At 72.4% G+C, this 14232-nt stretch carries 12 protein-coding genes; 5 read left to right on the top strand and 7 right to left on the bottom strand.

What is annotated here, in order from left to right; all coding sequences use genetic code 11:
* Nucleotides 1-80 precede the first annotated feature (80 nt).
* Nucleotides 81-1310: an NAD(P)/FAD-dependent oxidoreductase gene (locus GGQ83_RS04345; RefSeq protein WP_184382353.1), complete on the top strand. Its 1230-nt coding sequence runs from the start codon at nucleotides 81-83 to the stop codon at nucleotides 1308-1310.
* On the opposite strand, the gene GGQ83_RS04340 is transcribed toward GGQ83_RS04345, so the two are convergent.
* The 4 genes from GGQ83_RS04340 to aroB form a co-directional block, all read right to left on the bottom strand.
* The gene (locus GGQ83_RS04340; RefSeq protein WP_184382352.1) at nucleotides 1307-2596 is read right to left on the bottom strand and encodes a PRC-barrel domain-containing protein; all 1290 of its coding nucleotides are present in this window, start codon (nucleotides 2594-2596) and stop codon (nucleotides 1307-1309) included. The genes GGQ83_RS04345 and GGQ83_RS04340 overlap by 4 nt on opposite strands.
* A gap of 121 nt (nucleotides 2597-2717) precedes the next feature.
* Nucleotides 2718-3656 carry a hypothetical protein gene (locus tag GGQ83_RS04335; RefSeq protein ID WP_184382351.1) on the bottom strand — a complete coding sequence of 313 codons (939 nt, stop codon included), beginning with the start codon at nucleotides 3654-3656 and terminating at the stop codon, nucleotides 2718-2720.
* Between the two features lie 255 nt (nucleotides 3657-3911).
* Nucleotides 3912-4931 carry an NADP-dependent oxidoreductase gene (locus tag GGQ83_RS04330; RefSeq protein WP_184382350.1) on the bottom strand — a complete coding sequence of 340 codons (1020 nt, stop codon included), beginning with the start codon at nucleotides 4929-4931 and terminating at the stop codon, nucleotides 3912-3914.
* Nucleotides 4928-6607: a 3-dehydroquinate synthase gene (gene aroB, locus GGQ83_RS04325; protein WP_311727188.1), complete on the bottom strand. Its 1680-nt coding sequence runs from the start codon at nucleotides 6605-6607 to the stop codon at nucleotides 4928-4930. The genes GGQ83_RS04330 and aroB overlap by 4 nt, the downstream gene beginning before the upstream one ends.
* A 54-nt stretch (nucleotides 6608-6661) precedes the next feature.
* Between aroB and GGQ83_RS04320 the strand changes: the two genes are divergently transcribed.
* The gene (locus GGQ83_RS04320) at nucleotides 6662-6808 is read left to right on the top strand and encodes a hypothetical protein (RefSeq protein ID WP_184382349.1); all 147 of its coding nucleotides are present in this window, start codon (nucleotides 6662-6664) and stop codon (nucleotides 6806-6808) included.
* Nucleotide 6809: 1 nt separating this feature from the next.
* Nucleotides 6810-7706, top strand: a complete 897-nt coding sequence (locus GGQ83_RS04315) for a tyrosine recombinase (protein ID WP_184382348.1) — start codon at nucleotides 6810-6812, stop codon at nucleotides 7704-7706.
* 99 nt (nucleotides 7707-7805) lie between these two features.
* Here GGQ83_RS04315 and GGQ83_RS04310 read toward each other — a convergent pair whose 3' ends face one another.
* Nucleotides 7806-10124 carry a methyl-accepting chemotaxis protein gene (locus tag GGQ83_RS04310; protein ID WP_184382347.1) on the bottom strand — a complete coding sequence of 773 codons (2319 nt, stop codon included), beginning with the start codon at nucleotides 10122-10124 and terminating at the stop codon, nucleotides 7806-7808.
* Nucleotides 10125-10249: 125 nt separating this feature from the next.
* Between GGQ83_RS04310 and GGQ83_RS04305 the strand changes: the two genes are divergently transcribed.
* Together GGQ83_RS04305 and GGQ83_RS04300 are read left to right on the top strand one after the other, a co-directional pair.
* On the top strand, nucleotides 10250-10885 hold the full coding sequence (locus GGQ83_RS04305) for a flavin reductase family protein (RefSeq protein WP_184382346.1): 636 nt from the start codon (nucleotides 10250-10252) through the stop codon (nucleotides 10883-10885).
* Between the two features lie 189 nt (nucleotides 10886-11074).
* Nucleotides 11075-12703, top strand: a complete 1629-nt coding sequence (locus GGQ83_RS04300; RefSeq protein WP_184382345.1) for an ABC transporter permease — start codon at nucleotides 11075-11077, stop codon at nucleotides 12701-12703.
* Between the two features lie 81 nt (nucleotides 12704-12784).
* On the opposite strand, the gene GGQ83_RS04295 is transcribed toward GGQ83_RS04300, so the two are convergent.
* Together GGQ83_RS04295 and GGQ83_RS04290 are read right to left on the bottom strand one after the other, a co-directional pair.
* Nucleotides 12785-13240 (bottom strand): NUDIX hydrolase, encoded by a 456-nt coding sequence (locus tag GGQ83_RS04295; protein ID WP_184382344.1) that lies wholly within the window; start codon nucleotides 13238-13240, stop codon nucleotides 12785-12787.
* Complete coding sequence (locus GGQ83_RS04290; protein ID WP_184382343.1) at nucleotides 13240-14232, bottom strand: DUF4340 domain-containing protein; 993 nt, start codon at nucleotides 14230-14232, stop codon at nucleotides 13240-13242. The genes GGQ83_RS04295 and GGQ83_RS04290 overlap by 1 nt, the downstream gene beginning before the upstream one ends.

Below are 14232 nucleotides of genomic sequence, written 5' to 3'. Positions count from 1 at the left end.
CTTTCCGCGCTCCGCGCGCGGGGCTTGCCGCGCTCTGCGGTTTTCCGCAGCGTGGCAGCCTGGGGAACGGGTGGGCTGTGATGGCGAAGTCGGCGCTGGTTTTGGGGGCGGGGATGGTGGGCGTCTCGGTGGCGCTGCACCTGCAACGCCGCGGCTGGGATGTGGCGCTGCTGGACCGTGATGGCGCGGGCGAAGGTGCCTCCTTCGGCAATGGCGGGCTGATCCAGCGCGAGGCGGTCTTTCCCCACCCCTTCCCGCGGGATTTTTCCGAGTTGCGCCGCATGGCCTCCAACCGCACGGTGGAGGTGGCCTATCACCCCTCCGCCCTGGCCGGCCTCGCCTCGCCCCTGCTGCGCTACTGGTGGCATTCCGAACCGCGCCGCTATGCCGCCGCCGTGGCCGGCCATGCCGCCCTGATCGCGACCTGCCTGGATGAGCACATGGCGCTCGCTCAGGGCACCGAGGCCATGCCGCTGCTGCGGCCCATCGGCTGGATGCGCCTCTACAACGACCAGGCCAAGCTCGACGCCGCGCTGGCCCAGGCCGAGGCCGCGCGCCAGGGCTACGGCATCAACTACACCCTGCTGGACGGCGCGGCCCTGGCGGCGGCCGAGCCGCACCTGAAGGTGCCGCGCCTGGGCGCCATCCATTTCACCGACCCCGTCTCGGTCAGCGATCCGCATGCGCTGACACTGTCCTATCTGCGGCGCTTCGAGGAGGCGGGCGGGCGCTTCGTGCGCGGTGATGCCACCACGCTGCAACGCGCCGGCGCCGGATGGCGCGCGGGCGGCGAGGAGGCGGCGCATGTGGTGGTGGCGCTGGGCGCCGCGGCCGGGCGGGTGACGCGACCCTTGGGCTATGCGCCGCCGCTGTTCGGCAAGCGCGGCTATCACCGGCATTTCGCGCTGTCGGGGAATGCGGTGCTGAACCGGCCCATCCTGGATGTGGGCAGCGGCTTCCTGCTGGCGCCCATGCGCGCGGGGGTGCGGCTGACCACGGGCGCCGAATTCACCCGCGACGAGGCACCGCCCACGCCCGTGCAACTGGCCCGCGCCGAGCCCATCGCGCGCGGCCTGCTGCCACTGGCGGATGCGGTGGAGGAGACGCCCTGGATGGGCGTGCGCCCCTGCACACCCGACATGCTGCCCGTGATCGGCCCGATGCCCGGACAGGCGAATGCCTGGTGCGCGTTTGGACACGCGCACCAGGGTTTCACACTCGGCCCCAGCACGGGGCGTCTGCTGGCGGAGATGATGACGGGCGAGGCGCCCTGGCTGGACCCCTCGCCCTACAGCCCCGCCCGCTTTTAGCGGTACATCCGCACGCCGTCCCAGCCGCGCTGCTGGCCGACCTGCGCCACGTTGCCGCGCTCGTAGCGGGGCAGCTCTTCGAGCTGCTGGCGCGTGAGGTTCATCTCGGCGCGGTCACCATTGATGTTGATGTTCTCGATCGGCACCACCGCCTGGCGCGTGCCGATGCCCAGGAACCCGCCCCATTCGACCACCGCGGCGCGCACGACGCCCTGGTTGTCCACGAGAAGATTCTCGACTTCGCCGGCATCGCGGCCATTTGCGCCGACGACATTGGTGCCGATCAGGCCGGAGGCCTGCTCGACCGTGACGCCAGTCGCGGGCCGCGGCTGGGCCTCGGCCTGCTGGGCCGGGGCGGGCTGCTGCGCCGGGGCGGGCTGCTGCGCCGCGGCGGCGGGCTGCTGGGCCTCGGCCTGGCGCTCATGCCGCACCGTGGCCTCGCCCTGCTGTTCGTAGCGGATCTGCGGCTGGCCCTCGGCCTGCCGAACGATCACGCGCGGCTCCACCCGCTGCACCTGCACGCGCGGCTGGCCTTCCGAGACGCGCACCTGCGGCTGCGCGGCTTCCGAGAGGGCCACGCGCGGCTGCTCCTGCTCCACCTGCACCTGCGGGTCGGGCATCTGCACCGTCACCTGCGGGGCGGGCTGGCGCACGATGATCTCGGGCTGCGGCACGATGACCGTGATCACGGGCTCGGGCTGCGTCACCGTCACCTGCGGCGGCGCCTGCGTGACCTGGAGCTGCGCCGTCGGCTGCTCCACGACCACCGCGGATTCCCGCGCGCCCTGGTCCTGCGCCTGGGCCTGGCCGGGGGCGGGCTGCCCGCCGGCGAGCTGCGCGCGCATCGCAGGGATCACGCCCAGGAGGTTCTGCACGGCGGTGCGGGCCTGCTGCGCGTTGACATTGTCACCCTGCAGCGTCTGCTGCGCCGCGGCCACATGCTGCTGGGCGAGGCGATAGCCCTGCTCCTGCCGCTGCGCCTCGGGCACCTGACCCATGGCCTGCTGCACCTGCTGCACGGCCTGGCGGGCCTGCTGCAAGGCCTGGGGCTGGGCATTGCCGCTGCCCTGGAATTGCTGTTGCGCCCGCTGAAGGCGCTGTTCGGCCTGCTGCAACTGCTGCGCGGCCTGCTGCTGGCCCTGCTGGGCCTGGGCGGGGGGCTGCTGCGGCTGGGTCTGCTGGGCCTGGGCCATGCCGGTAAAGCCGAAGGCGAGCGTCGCGCCCATGGCGGCGGTGGCCAGCAGGCTGGCCCGCCCGGGGGGTCGCCGTGTGATCTCGTGGTTCATGTTCTGCGTCCTTGTGTTTGGAGGCATAGCGCCGGCGCGGGGGCGTCGGTTGCCGTGTTCGGACAGGCCATTCATCGGAGATGGCCGGGCGGGGATGCCCCCGCCCGGCCGGTGCCATGCCTCAGTTCGAGGCGGGCTGCGGCATCACCGCGCCGGTATTGCCGTCAATGCGGACGCGCATCTCGCGGTCATCGCGCTTCGCCTGGGCGGTGATGGTGTCACCATCGCGCGAGACGTCGCTGACCTCGGTGTAGCCGCGCTGCTCCAGCAGGTTGCGGGCCTGGTCCTCGTTCAGCCGCGCCTCGTCCTGCACCTGGCCGGTGCGGGCATTGACGCGCAGGTCCTCGACGTCGCGGCCATAACGCTTGGCCTCGCTCACCTTGAAGTGATCGCCATCACGCTCGACGCCGCTGATGTCGGTGTAGCCGCGGGCGGAGAGCATGCCGCGGATCTGCTCCTCGTTCATCGTGGCCTGCTGGCCGGGGGCCGCACCGCCCGGACGCATGGGGTCACGCTGGCCCGTCGCACCGGCCTGCGGCGCGCCGGTCATACCGGGCTGGGCGCCCATCTGGCCGGGCTGCGCGCCGGTCTGCCCGGGCACGGTGGCCTGGGCGAGAATGGGCTGGTCCTGCATCAGCGAACCGCCCTGCGTGCCGCGCTGGCCACCGGGCTGGGTCGCGCCGCCCTGCGTGCCCTGGCCGGGACGCGTGGCGTCACCCTGGGTGCCGCGCTGGCCACCCTGCGTGCCGGTCTGGCCGCCGGGGGTCGTGGTGCCGCCCTGCGTGCCAGCCTGGCCGCCCGGCGTGGTCGCGCCGCCCAGCGTGCCGCTGCGGGCGTCAGGCGAAGTCGGGCCGCGCTGCGTGCCAGCCTGGCCGGCGCCCGGCGCGGTGGTGCCGCCCTGCGTGCCAGCGGTTCCGCCCTGGGTCCCACCTTGGGCCATGGTGCCACCGGCGGCGCTGCCGGGGGCGCTCGGGTTCACACCCTGCGCGAAAGGCGCACCAGCAATACCGATGGCGAAGACGCCCGCGAGCGCGGTGGTGGTGATGAAATGCTTCTTCATGCAACTGTTCTCCTCGAGACGGGTGTGTTTGCGGCCCGGAGGCCGCAGTTCTTCCTCCGCGCCTTGCGGCGCGTTGGTTCACGGGTCCCTTGGTCTTGGGGTGGGCGTCGCCGTCATCGGCTGAAGCCCCCGCTACGGTGCCGCCACGTGGGCGGCCCGTGCTGAACCAACCCGCCAGCGGCGCGCGGGTTCCGAAAAAACGCCCAAATTATGTCGAAGAGAACTTGCGCGGGGCCTTGTGGCCCCGCGCGCAACTCAGCCGATGCGGACCACCAGCTTGCCGAAGTTTTCGCCCTGCAGAAGGCCGATGAAGGCGCGCGGCGCGGCGGCCAGGCCGTCGGCCACATCCTCGCGCCAGCGCATGCGGCGCTCGGCGATCAGCGGCGTCATCTCCGCCAGGAAGGCGTCATAGCGGCCCCAGCCCGTGTCGCTCACGATGAAGCCCTGGATGCGCAGCCGCTTCCGCACCACGGGGCCGAGGTTGGGGCCCGGCGGCGCGCCGGCCGCATCGGCGCCGGGGGCGATGTTGTACTGCGCGATCATCCCGCACATCACCATCCGGCCGAAATCGTTGAAGCGGGGGAAGACCGCCTCCTGCACATGGCCGCCCACGTTTTCCCAATAGACATCAATGCCGTCCGGGCAGGCGGCGTCGAGCTGCGGGTCGAGCGGCTGGCGGTGATCGAGGCAGGCGTCGAAGCCCAGCTCCTTCACCACGAAGTCGCACTTGGCCGCACCGCCGGCGATGCCCACCACGCGGCAGCCGCGCGCCTTGGCGAGCTGCCCCACCACCTGGCCCACAGCGCCGGAGGCGGCGCTGACCACCACCGTCTCGCCGGCCTTGGGCGTGCCGATATCCTCAAGGCCGACCCAGGCCGTCAGCCCGGGCATGCCCAGCAGGCCGAGATAGGCCGAAAGCGGCGCCACCGAGGTATCCACCTTCCGCAGCCGCGCCGCATCCATCACGCAGAAGCGCTGCCAGCCCTGGCCGCCCATCACCACATCGCCGGGCTTGAAGGACGGGTCGTTGGAGGTGACCACCTCGCCCACCGTGGCGCCTTCCATGACGGCGCCCAGCGCCACGGGCTTGGCGTAGCTCTTCGCGTCGCTCATCCGGCCGCGCATATAGGGGTCGAGGCTGAGGAAATGCGCGCGGACCAGCACCTGGCCCGGGCCAGGGGTGGGGATGGCGGTTTCCACCACCTCGAAATCCTCGGGCACGGGGGCGCCCTGGGGGCGGCGGCGCAGCAGGACCTGCAGGTTCTTATCGGTCATTCGGAACATCCTTCATCCACCAGCAGGCGGCGCACGGCGTCTTCCTGCACCGAGGAATCGGTGAAGCACTCGCCCGCGCCGCGCAGCAGCACGAAGCGCATGGCGCCCTCGCGTGCCTTCTTGTCGGCCTTCATCCGCGCGATGAGCCTCGTCGCCGAAAACACGCGCGGAAGCGTCGCGATGCGGGCGGGCAGGCCCACCTCGCGCAGGTGTTCGCGCACGCGGCCGGGCCATTCCTGGCTGCACAGCCCCATGCGCGCGGAGATCTCGGCGGCGAGACCCAGGCCCACCGCCACGGCCTCGCCATGCAGCAGCTCGCCGCCATAGCCGCATTCGGCCTCCAGCGCGTGGCCGAAGGTGTGGCCGAGGTTCAGCAGCGCGCGGCCGCCCTCCGCCTTGGATTCGAACTCATCCTCCGCCACCACGCCGGCCTTGAGGCGGCAGCTTTCCAGCACGGCGTGCGTCAGCGCGGCGGCGTCGCCCTGCATCGCGGCGGCGCCATTCGCCTCGCACCAATCCCAGAGCGGGCCTTGCAGCAGCCCGTGCTTGGCCACCTCCGCCCAGCCCGCGCGCAGTTCGCGCGGCGGCAGGGTGGTCAGCGTGGCGGTGTCGGCCAGGACCAGCCTGGGCTGATGGAAGGCGCCCACCAGGTTCTTGCCGTGCGACGTGTTGATGCCGGTCTTGCCGCCCACCGAACTGTCCACCTGGGCCAGCAAAGTGGTGGGGCATTGCACGAAGGGCAGGCCGCGCAGCACCGAGGCCGCGGCGAAACCCGCGAGATCCCCCACCACGCCACCCCCCAGCGCGATCACGACCAGCCGCCGGTCGGCACGCGCGGACAGGATGGCATCCACCACACGTTCGAATTCCGCGAAGGATTTGCTGGCCTCGCCCGGCGGCACCAGGATTTCGGCGGCGAGCTGGATGCCGCCATCCGCCAGCCCCTCGCGCAGCGCGGGCAGGTGCAGCGGCCCCACGGCGGCGTCGCTGACCACCACGGCGCGGCGGCCTTCGACGCGCTGCGCGATCTCGGCGCCCGCGCGCCGCAGCAGGCCGGGGCCGATCAGGATGTCATAGGCGCCGCGCGCCAGCGCCACCTGCATGCGCGCGGGCGGGCGGTGCGCGCCGATGGCCTCCGCGAGGCGGCGCGTCGTGACCTCGGGGTTCTCGTCGGTGCAGAGCAAGGTGATGTCGGCCTCGGCATAGCTCGGGTGGCGTTGCGTCATCAGGCGCTCCAGCACCGCGCGCGGGTCGGCGTTCTGGAACATCGGGCGGTGCTCGCGGCCCGCCACGCGGCGCAGCAGGACGGACAGGCGGCATTTCAACCAGACGGAGAGCGCGCCCGCCTCGCGCACCGCGGCGCGCGTGACGGGGTCATGCCAGGCGCCGCCCCCGGTGGCCAGGATGATGGGCTCCGGCCGCGCCAGCAGCCGCGCGATGACGCGGCGTTCGCCCTCGCGGAAATGCGCCTCGCCATAGCGGGCGAAGATTTCCGTGATGGGGATGCCGGCCGCCTGCTCGATCTCCGAATCGGCGTCGAGGAAGGGCATGCCCCAGCGCGCCGCCAGGCGTTTGCCGATGGAGGATTTGCCGGCGCCCGGCATGCCCACCAGCACGATGCTGCGCGCGGATGGCGTTTCGGGAAAAGGGCTCAGGGGGGCGAGGTTGCGTGACACGGCGACGGAAGGTAGCACACGGGCCTGTTCGCGCGAGGGGACGCACCGCCCATCATGTTCCGCCGCCCCATCCTGACCTTGATCCTGCTTCTGCTGCTCGGTGCCGCGGGGGCCGTGCTGTGGTTCGCCGCCTTCCCCCCGCCGGTGACGCCCACCGCGGTGGAACGCATCATTCCGAATGATCGCTTCCAGGTGAGGTAGCGTGTCCGGCGCGCTGCTCGAAGCCTTCCTGGAGATGATGGCGGCCGAGCGCGGCGCCGCCCGCAACACCACAGATGCCTATCGCCGTGACCTGGAGGATGCGCTGGTCGCCCTGGGCGGCGACCTCGCCACGGCCGACCCCGATTCGCTGCGGACCTATCTGCGCGGCCTGGCCGCCATCGGTCTCTCGCCCCGCACCCAGGCGCGGCGCCTCTCCGCCCTGCGGCAGTTCTACCGCTTCCTGGCGCGCGAGGGCCACCGCGCCGACGACCCGACCGAGCTGCTGGACAGCCCCAAGCTGCCCGCCCCCCTCCCCCGGGCGCTCACCGAGGCCGAGGTGCAAGCCCTGCTGGCCGGCGCCGAAACCCTGCCCGAGAGCAAGGCCGCGCTGGCCGTGGCCGCCATCGAGATGATCTATGCCTCCGGCCTGCGCGTCTCCGAGCTGGTGACGCTGCCCGCCGGCGCGCTGCGCGAGGACACGCCGCTGGTCATGGTGCGCGGGAAGGGCGGGCGGGAACGGCTGGTGCCGCTGTCACGCCGCGCGAAGGAGGCGGCGGCCCAGGCACGGGCGGGGCTGGTGGAAAGCACCAAGGGCAGACCGCGCACGGGGCGCTACCTGCTGCCCTCGCGCGGGGCCAATGGCCACATGACGCGGCAGAGCGTGGGGCTGCTGCTGAAGCAGGCGGCCGAGGCGGCGGGGCTCGACCCCGAGCGCGTGAGCCCCCACGTGCTGCGCCATTCCTTCGCCACGCACCTGCTGGCGCGCGGCGCCGATCTGCGCAGCCTGCAAATGCTGCTGGGCCATGCCGATATCGCCACCACGCAGATCTACACGCGCGTGATGGAGGAGAAGCTGCGGGCGGTGCTGGCGGAGCACCACCCGCTGTCCCGCGCCTGATCGCGGGCGGCGCAGCCGGCCGCGTGAATCAGTCGCGCAGCGACCCGCGCCTGATCGCGGGCGGCACAGCCGGCCGCGTGAATCAGTCGCGCAACAAGCCTACGCCCGCACCTGCCGCAGGAATTCGGAGGCCTTGCCGCGCAGCGATCCGGCCTGGTCCGCCAGATCATTGGCCGCTTCCAGCACATGGCCGGCCGCGCCGCCCGTCTCGCCCGAGACGCGGCGCACATCCTCGATGCGGCGCGCCACCACGGCCGTGCCGTCGGCGACCAGGGTGGCGCTGCGGGCGATCTCGCGCGTGGCGGCCCCCTGCTCCTCGACGGCGGCGGCGATGGCGGCCGTCACCTCGTTCATGCGCTCGATGGTGGCGGTGATGGAGCGCAGCGCGGTCACCGCCTGCTCGGTCGTGCCCTGGATGCCGCCGATCTGCGCCGCGATCTCCTCCGTGGCCTTGGCGGTCTGGGCGGCGAGGTTCTTCACCTCGCTCGCCACCACGGCGAAGCCCTTGCCGGCCTCACCGGCGCGCGCGGCCTCGATGGTGGCATTCAGCGCCAGAAGATTGGTCTGGCCCGCGATGTCGCTGATCAGGCGCACCACATCGCCGATGCGCTGCGCGGCCTGGGCCAGGCCCTGCACCGTGCCATCCGTCGCCCGCGCTTCCTCGGCCGCGCTGCGCGCCACCTGCGCGCCTTCGGAGACCTGGCGCGTGATCTCGGCGACCGAGGCGGCCAATTCCTCGGCGCTGGCCGCCACGGCCTGCACATCGGCGCCGGCGCGGGCCGAGGCCTCGGCCACCGCCTCCGCCTCGCGGCCCGACAGCGCGGCCGCCTGGGTCAGCCCGTTCGCGGAGCTCTGCATCTGCCCCGCCGCATTGGCCACGGCATCCACCACGCCACCCACCTCGACCTCGAAGCTGTCGGCCAGGCGGGCCTGGGCCGTCACCAGCTGCCAGGTCAGCATGGGGCCGACATAGGTTCCCTCACGGTCACGGATGGCGGTGACGTTCAGCTCGATCACCTCGCCGCCCAGGCTGATGCGGGTGCGGTGCGGCAGATGGCGGTCATCGGTCATCATCTCGCGCTGGTGCGCGGGGTTCTTGTGGAAGCTGTCCATGCTGGCGCCCATCAGCGCATCGGCCTTCACCGACAGCACATGCTCCACGGCGCGGATCACGCGCACGGCCTCCGGGTTCACATAGGTGATGCGGAAGTCATTGCGCGGGTCGGCGGTCATGACGCCGATGTTCAGCTGTTCCAGCATCTGGCCCTGGGCGAAGGCCTTGCGCACCTCGCCGCGCAGCCCCTCCAGCGCGCCGGCGATGCGGCCGATCTCGTCGCTGCGGTCCTGGTGCGGCACGCTGGCCGCGGTGTCGCCCGCCGCGATGTCGCGGATGGCGCCGGCCAGCCGCGACAGCGGCGTGGCGATGGCCCGCGTGGTGAGGACGGCGAAGGCCAGCATGAAGGCCACGATGACGCCGCCCGTCACCACCACCACCTGTTGCAGCAGGGACGCGCTCTGCATGGCCTCCGCGGCCAGGTCCTCGCTGCTGGCGCGCAGCCCCGCCCCGGCGGTGTCCAGCGTGGACATCAGCGCGTCGCGCGCCGGCGCCAGGCGCTCGGACTGGATGGTCGCGATCTCGGCATTGCGGGTCGCCAGCGCCTCGGCCGCACTGGCCACGGCGGCGCCGGCATCGGTCAGGCGCTCCGCCTCGAAGCGCATGCTCTCCGGCACCTGGGAGGCGAAGCGCCGCCCATGCACGCGAGACTGCGCGGCCGCGCGCCGCAGCCGGTTGACCGCCGCGGCATCGCCAGTGGCGAGGAAGCGCTGGGCGCTGAGGCGCGTCTCATTCACCGCCTGCACATAGGTATTCAGCGTGTCGCGCAGTTCCTCGCGCTGCTCGCCCTCGGCGGCGAACTGCACATTGGCGTTGGAGGATTCCACGGCATGGTCGAAATCCGGCTGGCGGGCGAAGAATTCCCCATCGCGCGTGGTCAGCAGCGCGGCGCGCGCCTCCACCAGGGAGGCGGCCAGCGCCTCCAGCTCGCGCAGCCGGGCCTCGGCGGCGGAAAGTGCCGCCAGCACGGCGGGGCCGGCCGTGCCCGCGCGGTCCCGCGCCGCACCCAGCGCGGCGGCGGCATCGGCCAGGGCGCGGCGCTGGGCCTCCGCCTCCCGCTCCAGCTCGGGCGCCGACTGGGCCAGGACCACGCCGCGTTCGTGGCTGTAGGCACGCCAGACCCCCTGGCCGACCTCGATGGAATAGTGCCTTGCCTCGCTGCCCTGCCGCGCCTCGCCATTGGCGCGCTCCAGCTGGTTGGCCTGGAACATCACGGCCGCGGCGAGCGCCGTCAGCAGCGTGATGGTCAGGCCCGCGCTGATAGACAGTTTCGTCGCGACACGCAGGTTATTGAAGACACGCATGGGTTTTCCTCGCAGGCCGATCGGGCCCAGGATCGCCCACGCCGCTTAAGCGACGATGAACACCACCCCCTCGACAGGCAGGGCGACCCCGCCCAACTTGCGGCCACAACCGGAGGCCCCCGCCCATGATGTTCGATTTCGAGAAGATGTCCCCCGCCGACTGCTACAAGCTGGTGGTCAGCACCGTGGTGCCGCGCCCCATCGCCTGGGTGGTGACGCAGGACGAGGCGGGCGTGGTGAACGCCGCCCCCTATTCCTTCTTCAATGCCTTCTCCTCGAACCCCGTGGTGGTGGGCATCGGCTGCGGGCCGCGCCCCGAGGGCAGCCCGAAGGACACGCTGGCCAACATCAAGGCCACCGGCCAGTTCGTGGTGTGCCTGGTGCCCTTCTCGCACATCCAGCACATGAACATCACGGCCACCGACTTCGCCCCCGGCGTGGACGAGCTGGCCGAGGCGGAACTCACCCAGGTGCCCTCCGCCAAGGTGAAGCCGCCCCGCATCGGCGAAAGCCCCGTCGCCCTGGAATGCGAGACCTTCCAGCTGGTCGAGGCCGGTGAGCACACCATCGTGCTCGGCAAGGTCGTGGGCATGCATGTGCGCGACGACGCGGTGATGGACCCCGCCCGCCACTACATCGACACCCCCAAGCTCGACCTCGTGGGCCGCATGCACGGCCGCGGCTGGTATGCCCGCACCACCGACCGGGTCGAGGTGCCCCGCCTGACCATGGCGGAGTGGGAGGCCCGCAAGAAGGGTTGAGGCCCTTCCTGCCCTCCATCGCCGGGCGCGCGCATCCGCGCGCCTGGCTGCGCGGCACCGGCGGCAGGCGCCGCCCGCCGCAGGCCATGACCCGCAGGGGCATGGCGGGCCCGGCCGCCTTCGGGTAAGGCTGCGCGAGATGAGAATGCCTCGCACCTTCCCATGGGCGTAACGACGGCCCCCCCCAGCATGGCCCGCCCCCGCCGCACCCCGGCCTGGGCGCGGCTGACGCTGCTGGTGGCGCTCGTGCTGGCCATGCCCATCGGGGCGGTGCTGGCGGCGGCCGTGACGCCGGCGGGCGCCGTGTGGTGGCACATCGCCACCACCTTCCTGCCCGAGATGCTGGCCACCACCCTGGTGCTGGGGCTGCTGGTGGCGCTGCTGGCCGGCAGCGCGGGGGCCGTCACCGCCTGGCTGGTCACCTGCTGCCGCTTTCCGGGCCATCGCGTGCTGGAGGTGGCGCTGCTGCTGCCACTCGCCATGCCGGCCTATGTGGCCGGCTATGCCTGGACCTGGCTGATGGACGTGGCGGGCCCCGCGCAAAGCCTGGTGCGCGACGTGACGGGGCTGCGCTTCGGCGAATACTGGTTCCCCGAGATGCGCAGCCTGGAGGGCGCCGCGCTGGTGCTCTCCATGGTGCTCTACCCCTATGTATACCTACTGTGCCGGGCCGCTTTCCTCGCGCAATCCACCTGCCTGGTGGAGGTCTCGCGCACGCTGGGGCATTCGCTCGGGCGGGTGTTCTGGCATGTGGCGCTGCCGCTGGCGCGGCCTGCCCTGGCCGCCGGCGTGGCCCTGGTGCTGATGGAGACCTTCGCCGATTTCGGCACCGTGCAGTATTTCGGCCTGCGCACCTTCACCACCGGCATCTACGAGGCCTGGTTCGGCATGGCCGACCGGGGTGCGGCCAGCCAATTGGCCGCCGTGCTGCTGATGTGCGTGGCCCTGCTGCTGGCGCTGGAACACGCGAGCCGCGGCGGCCGCCGCTTCCACCCGATGACGACGCGCCACGCCCCCTTCCAGCCCGTGCCCCTGCGCGGCGTAAAGGCGTGGCTTGCACTGCTGGCCTGCCTGGCACCACTGGCGCTGGGCTTCCTGGTGCCGGCCGGCGCGCTCTTCGCCCTGATGCTGGAGGCGGGGGACCCACTCTCGCCGCACCGCTTCCTGCCCTTCCTGCTGAACTCGCTGACGCTCGCCTCCATCACCGCCTTCCTGGCCGTGATCATCGCCGCCTGGCTGGCATGGGCGGCGCGGCTGCATCCGGGGCGGGGGCAGCGCGCGGCGAACCGGCTGGTATCCTTGGGTTATGCCGTGCCGGGCTCGGTCATCGCGGTGGGGGTGCTGGTGCCCTTCGGCCTGTTCGACAACGCACTGGACGCCTGGATGCGCGCCAATTTCGGCATCAGCACGGGGCTGCTGCTGTCGGGCACCATCGTGGCGCTGGTCTTCGCCTATCTCGCACGCTTCCTGGGCGTGGCCTTGCAGGCGGTGGAAAGCGGGCTGACACGCCTCAAGCCCTCCTTCGGCATGGCCGCGCGTTCGCTCGGCTGCGGGCCGGGCGAGGCGGTGCGGCGCGTGGAATTGCCGCTCTCGCGCGGGGCCATCTTCACCGCCGCCATCCTGGTCTTCGTGGACACGATGAAGGAGCTGCCGGCCACGCTGATCGTGCGCCCCTTCGACTTCGACACGCTGGCGGTGCGCGTCTACAACCTCGCCTCCGACGAAAGGCTGGCGGAGGCCAGCACCTCCGCGCTGCTCATCGTGGTGGCGGGGCTGTTGCCGGTTGTGGCGCTGACACGGGCGATGAAGCGGCGGTAGCGTCGGATCACCCTGGCCGGCTTCGACCAGGGTGTGAATCCGCCGCGTCAGGACGAAGGCGTCTGATCGCCTTTGGTGGAATCACCGAAGGCGTGAATCAGCCGCTTCAGCCTGCATCCTGAGACGGGCGAGCGCGATCACCGCCTGGGCCTCGCGCGTCAGGGCATAGGCGTCCAGCGCCTCGGGGCGCGCCCAGGCCACCGCGTCCACGTCATCGCCGGGCCGGGCCTCTCCGCCCGCCCATTCGCCGCAGAAATCCACGATGGTGTAGTGGTAGCGCACCGCGCCAGCGTCATCATGCGTGACGGCGTCCACCACATCGGCCAGCAGCAGGGGGCCGACCTCGATGCCCGTCTCCTCCAGCAATTCGCGCCGCGCGGCCTCCTGAACCGTCTCGCCCAAATGCTGCGCGCCGCCGGGCAAGGACCAGGAACCCAGGCGCGGCGGCTTGCCGCGGCGGACCAGCAGCACCTCATCCCCACGGAAGGCGATGACACCGATGCCGATCCAGGGACGGTCCGGATATTCGCGGCTCATCAGGGCAGCAGGTCGGCGAGGCGCGGGATCAGCGCCTTTTCCTTCCACTCGCCCACCTGGTAGGCCCAGCCCTGCCAGCGCGCGTGCAGCGCCTGGGCCTCGGGCCCGCCATCGGCGCGCAGCACGACCCAGAGCTGGCCGTCCAGCAGGCGTGGCCAGGCGGTGATGTTCACCTCGTCGGTGTAGGTGAAGCGGGCCTCGCCCAGCGCCTCTCCCGCCAGCGCCGTGGCGGGGCGGACATCGGTGAAGGTCAGCAGGTCGAAGGCGCGGCCGACATCCTCAAGTGCCGCGGGCGCGGTGCCGGGGGCCTCGGCGGGCGTGGTGACGCGCAAGGGCGCGTCCACCTCGCCCGCGCGTTCCAGCACCAGCGGTGCCTCGCCCGCGCGCTGGATGTCCACGCGGCGCAGCCGGTCGGGCGCCAGCATCGCGATCTCTCGGTCCACCCAGAGATGCGGGTCGCCATCGGGCACCACGCGGCCCTCGGCCAGCCAGGAGCGCGCCTCGCCCTCGCGGCGCAGGAAGACGGCGTCCGGCACCTGCGCCTGGGGGCGGGTGCGGCGCGTGCCGAGGATCACGTCCAGGATCACGCCGCCCTGCGCGTCCAGCACGCGCAGGCGGGTGGCCGTGCTGCCCGGCGTGGCTGGGTCATCCACGCCGAGGCGCGCGTGCAGGGACATGTCGCTGGTGCGTTCCTCGACAAGGCGGAGTTCGCTCACGCCCGACAGCAACTCGCGCAGCTTCGGCACGCGCGCGGGGTAGAGGGCGAGTTCCTCCACCCCCCAGCCCTCGCCCATGCGGAGCATGGTGCTGCGCTCGGCGTGGCGGATGATCTCGACGCGCGCCGCCTGCGGCAGCCGCGCGGCGAGGTCCGGAAAGGCCGGCGCGCCCGGTGTGAACTGGCCCGGCCGCTCGCCCGCCGGCGCCAGCAGGATGGCGGCCCCCACGGCCACCGCCCCCAGCCCACCGACGACGATCACGCTGCGCCGGCGCAT

Source organism: Roseococcus suduntuyensis (assembly GCF_014196305.1).
Lineage (GTDB): Bacteria > Pseudomonadota > Alphaproteobacteria > Acetobacterales > Acetobacteraceae > Roseococcus > Roseococcus suduntuyensis.
This window is presented reverse-complemented; position numbering and strand designations above follow the sequence as displayed.

Coding starts and splice junctions, on each gene's coding strand:
- GGQ83_RS04320 (WP_184382349.1), top strand. CDS start 6,662: ATGTTCCGCCGCCCCATCCTGACCTTGATCCTGCTTCTGCTGCTCGGT.
- GGQ83_RS04305 (WP_184382346.1), top strand. CDS start 10,250: ATGATGTTCGATTTCGAGAAGATGTCCCCCGCCGACTGCTACAAGCTG.
- GGQ83_RS04345 (WP_184382353.1), top strand. CDS start 81: ATGGCGAAGTCGGCGCTGGTTTTGGGGGCGGGGATGGTGGGCGTCTCG.
- GGQ83_RS04330 (WP_184382350.1), bottom strand. CDS start 4,931: ATGACCGATAAGAACCTGCAGGTCCTGCTGCGCCGCCGCCCCCAGGGC.
- GGQ83_RS04335 (WP_184382351.1), bottom strand. CDS start 3,656: ATGAAGAAGCATTTCATCACCACCACCGCGCTCGCGGGCGTCTTCGCC.
- GGQ83_RS04310 (WP_184382347.1), bottom strand. CDS start 10,124: ATGCGTGTCTTCAATAACCTGCGTGTCGCGACGAAACTGTCTATCAGC.
- GGQ83_RS04340 (WP_184382352.1), bottom strand. CDS start 2,596: ATGAACCACGAGATCACACGGCGACCCCCCGGGCGGGCCAGCCTGCTG.
- GGQ83_RS04300 (WP_184382345.1), top strand. CDS start 11,075: ATGGCCCGCCCCCGCCGCACCCCGGCCTGGGCGCGGCTGACGCTGCTG.
- GGQ83_RS04295 (WP_184382344.1), bottom strand. CDS start 13,240: ATGAGCCGCGAATATCCGGACCGTCCCTGGATCGGCATCGGTGTCATC.
- GGQ83_RS04290 (WP_184382343.1), bottom strand. CDS start 14,232: ATGCGCCGGCGCAGCGTGATCGTCGTCGGTGGGCTGGGGGCGGTGGCC.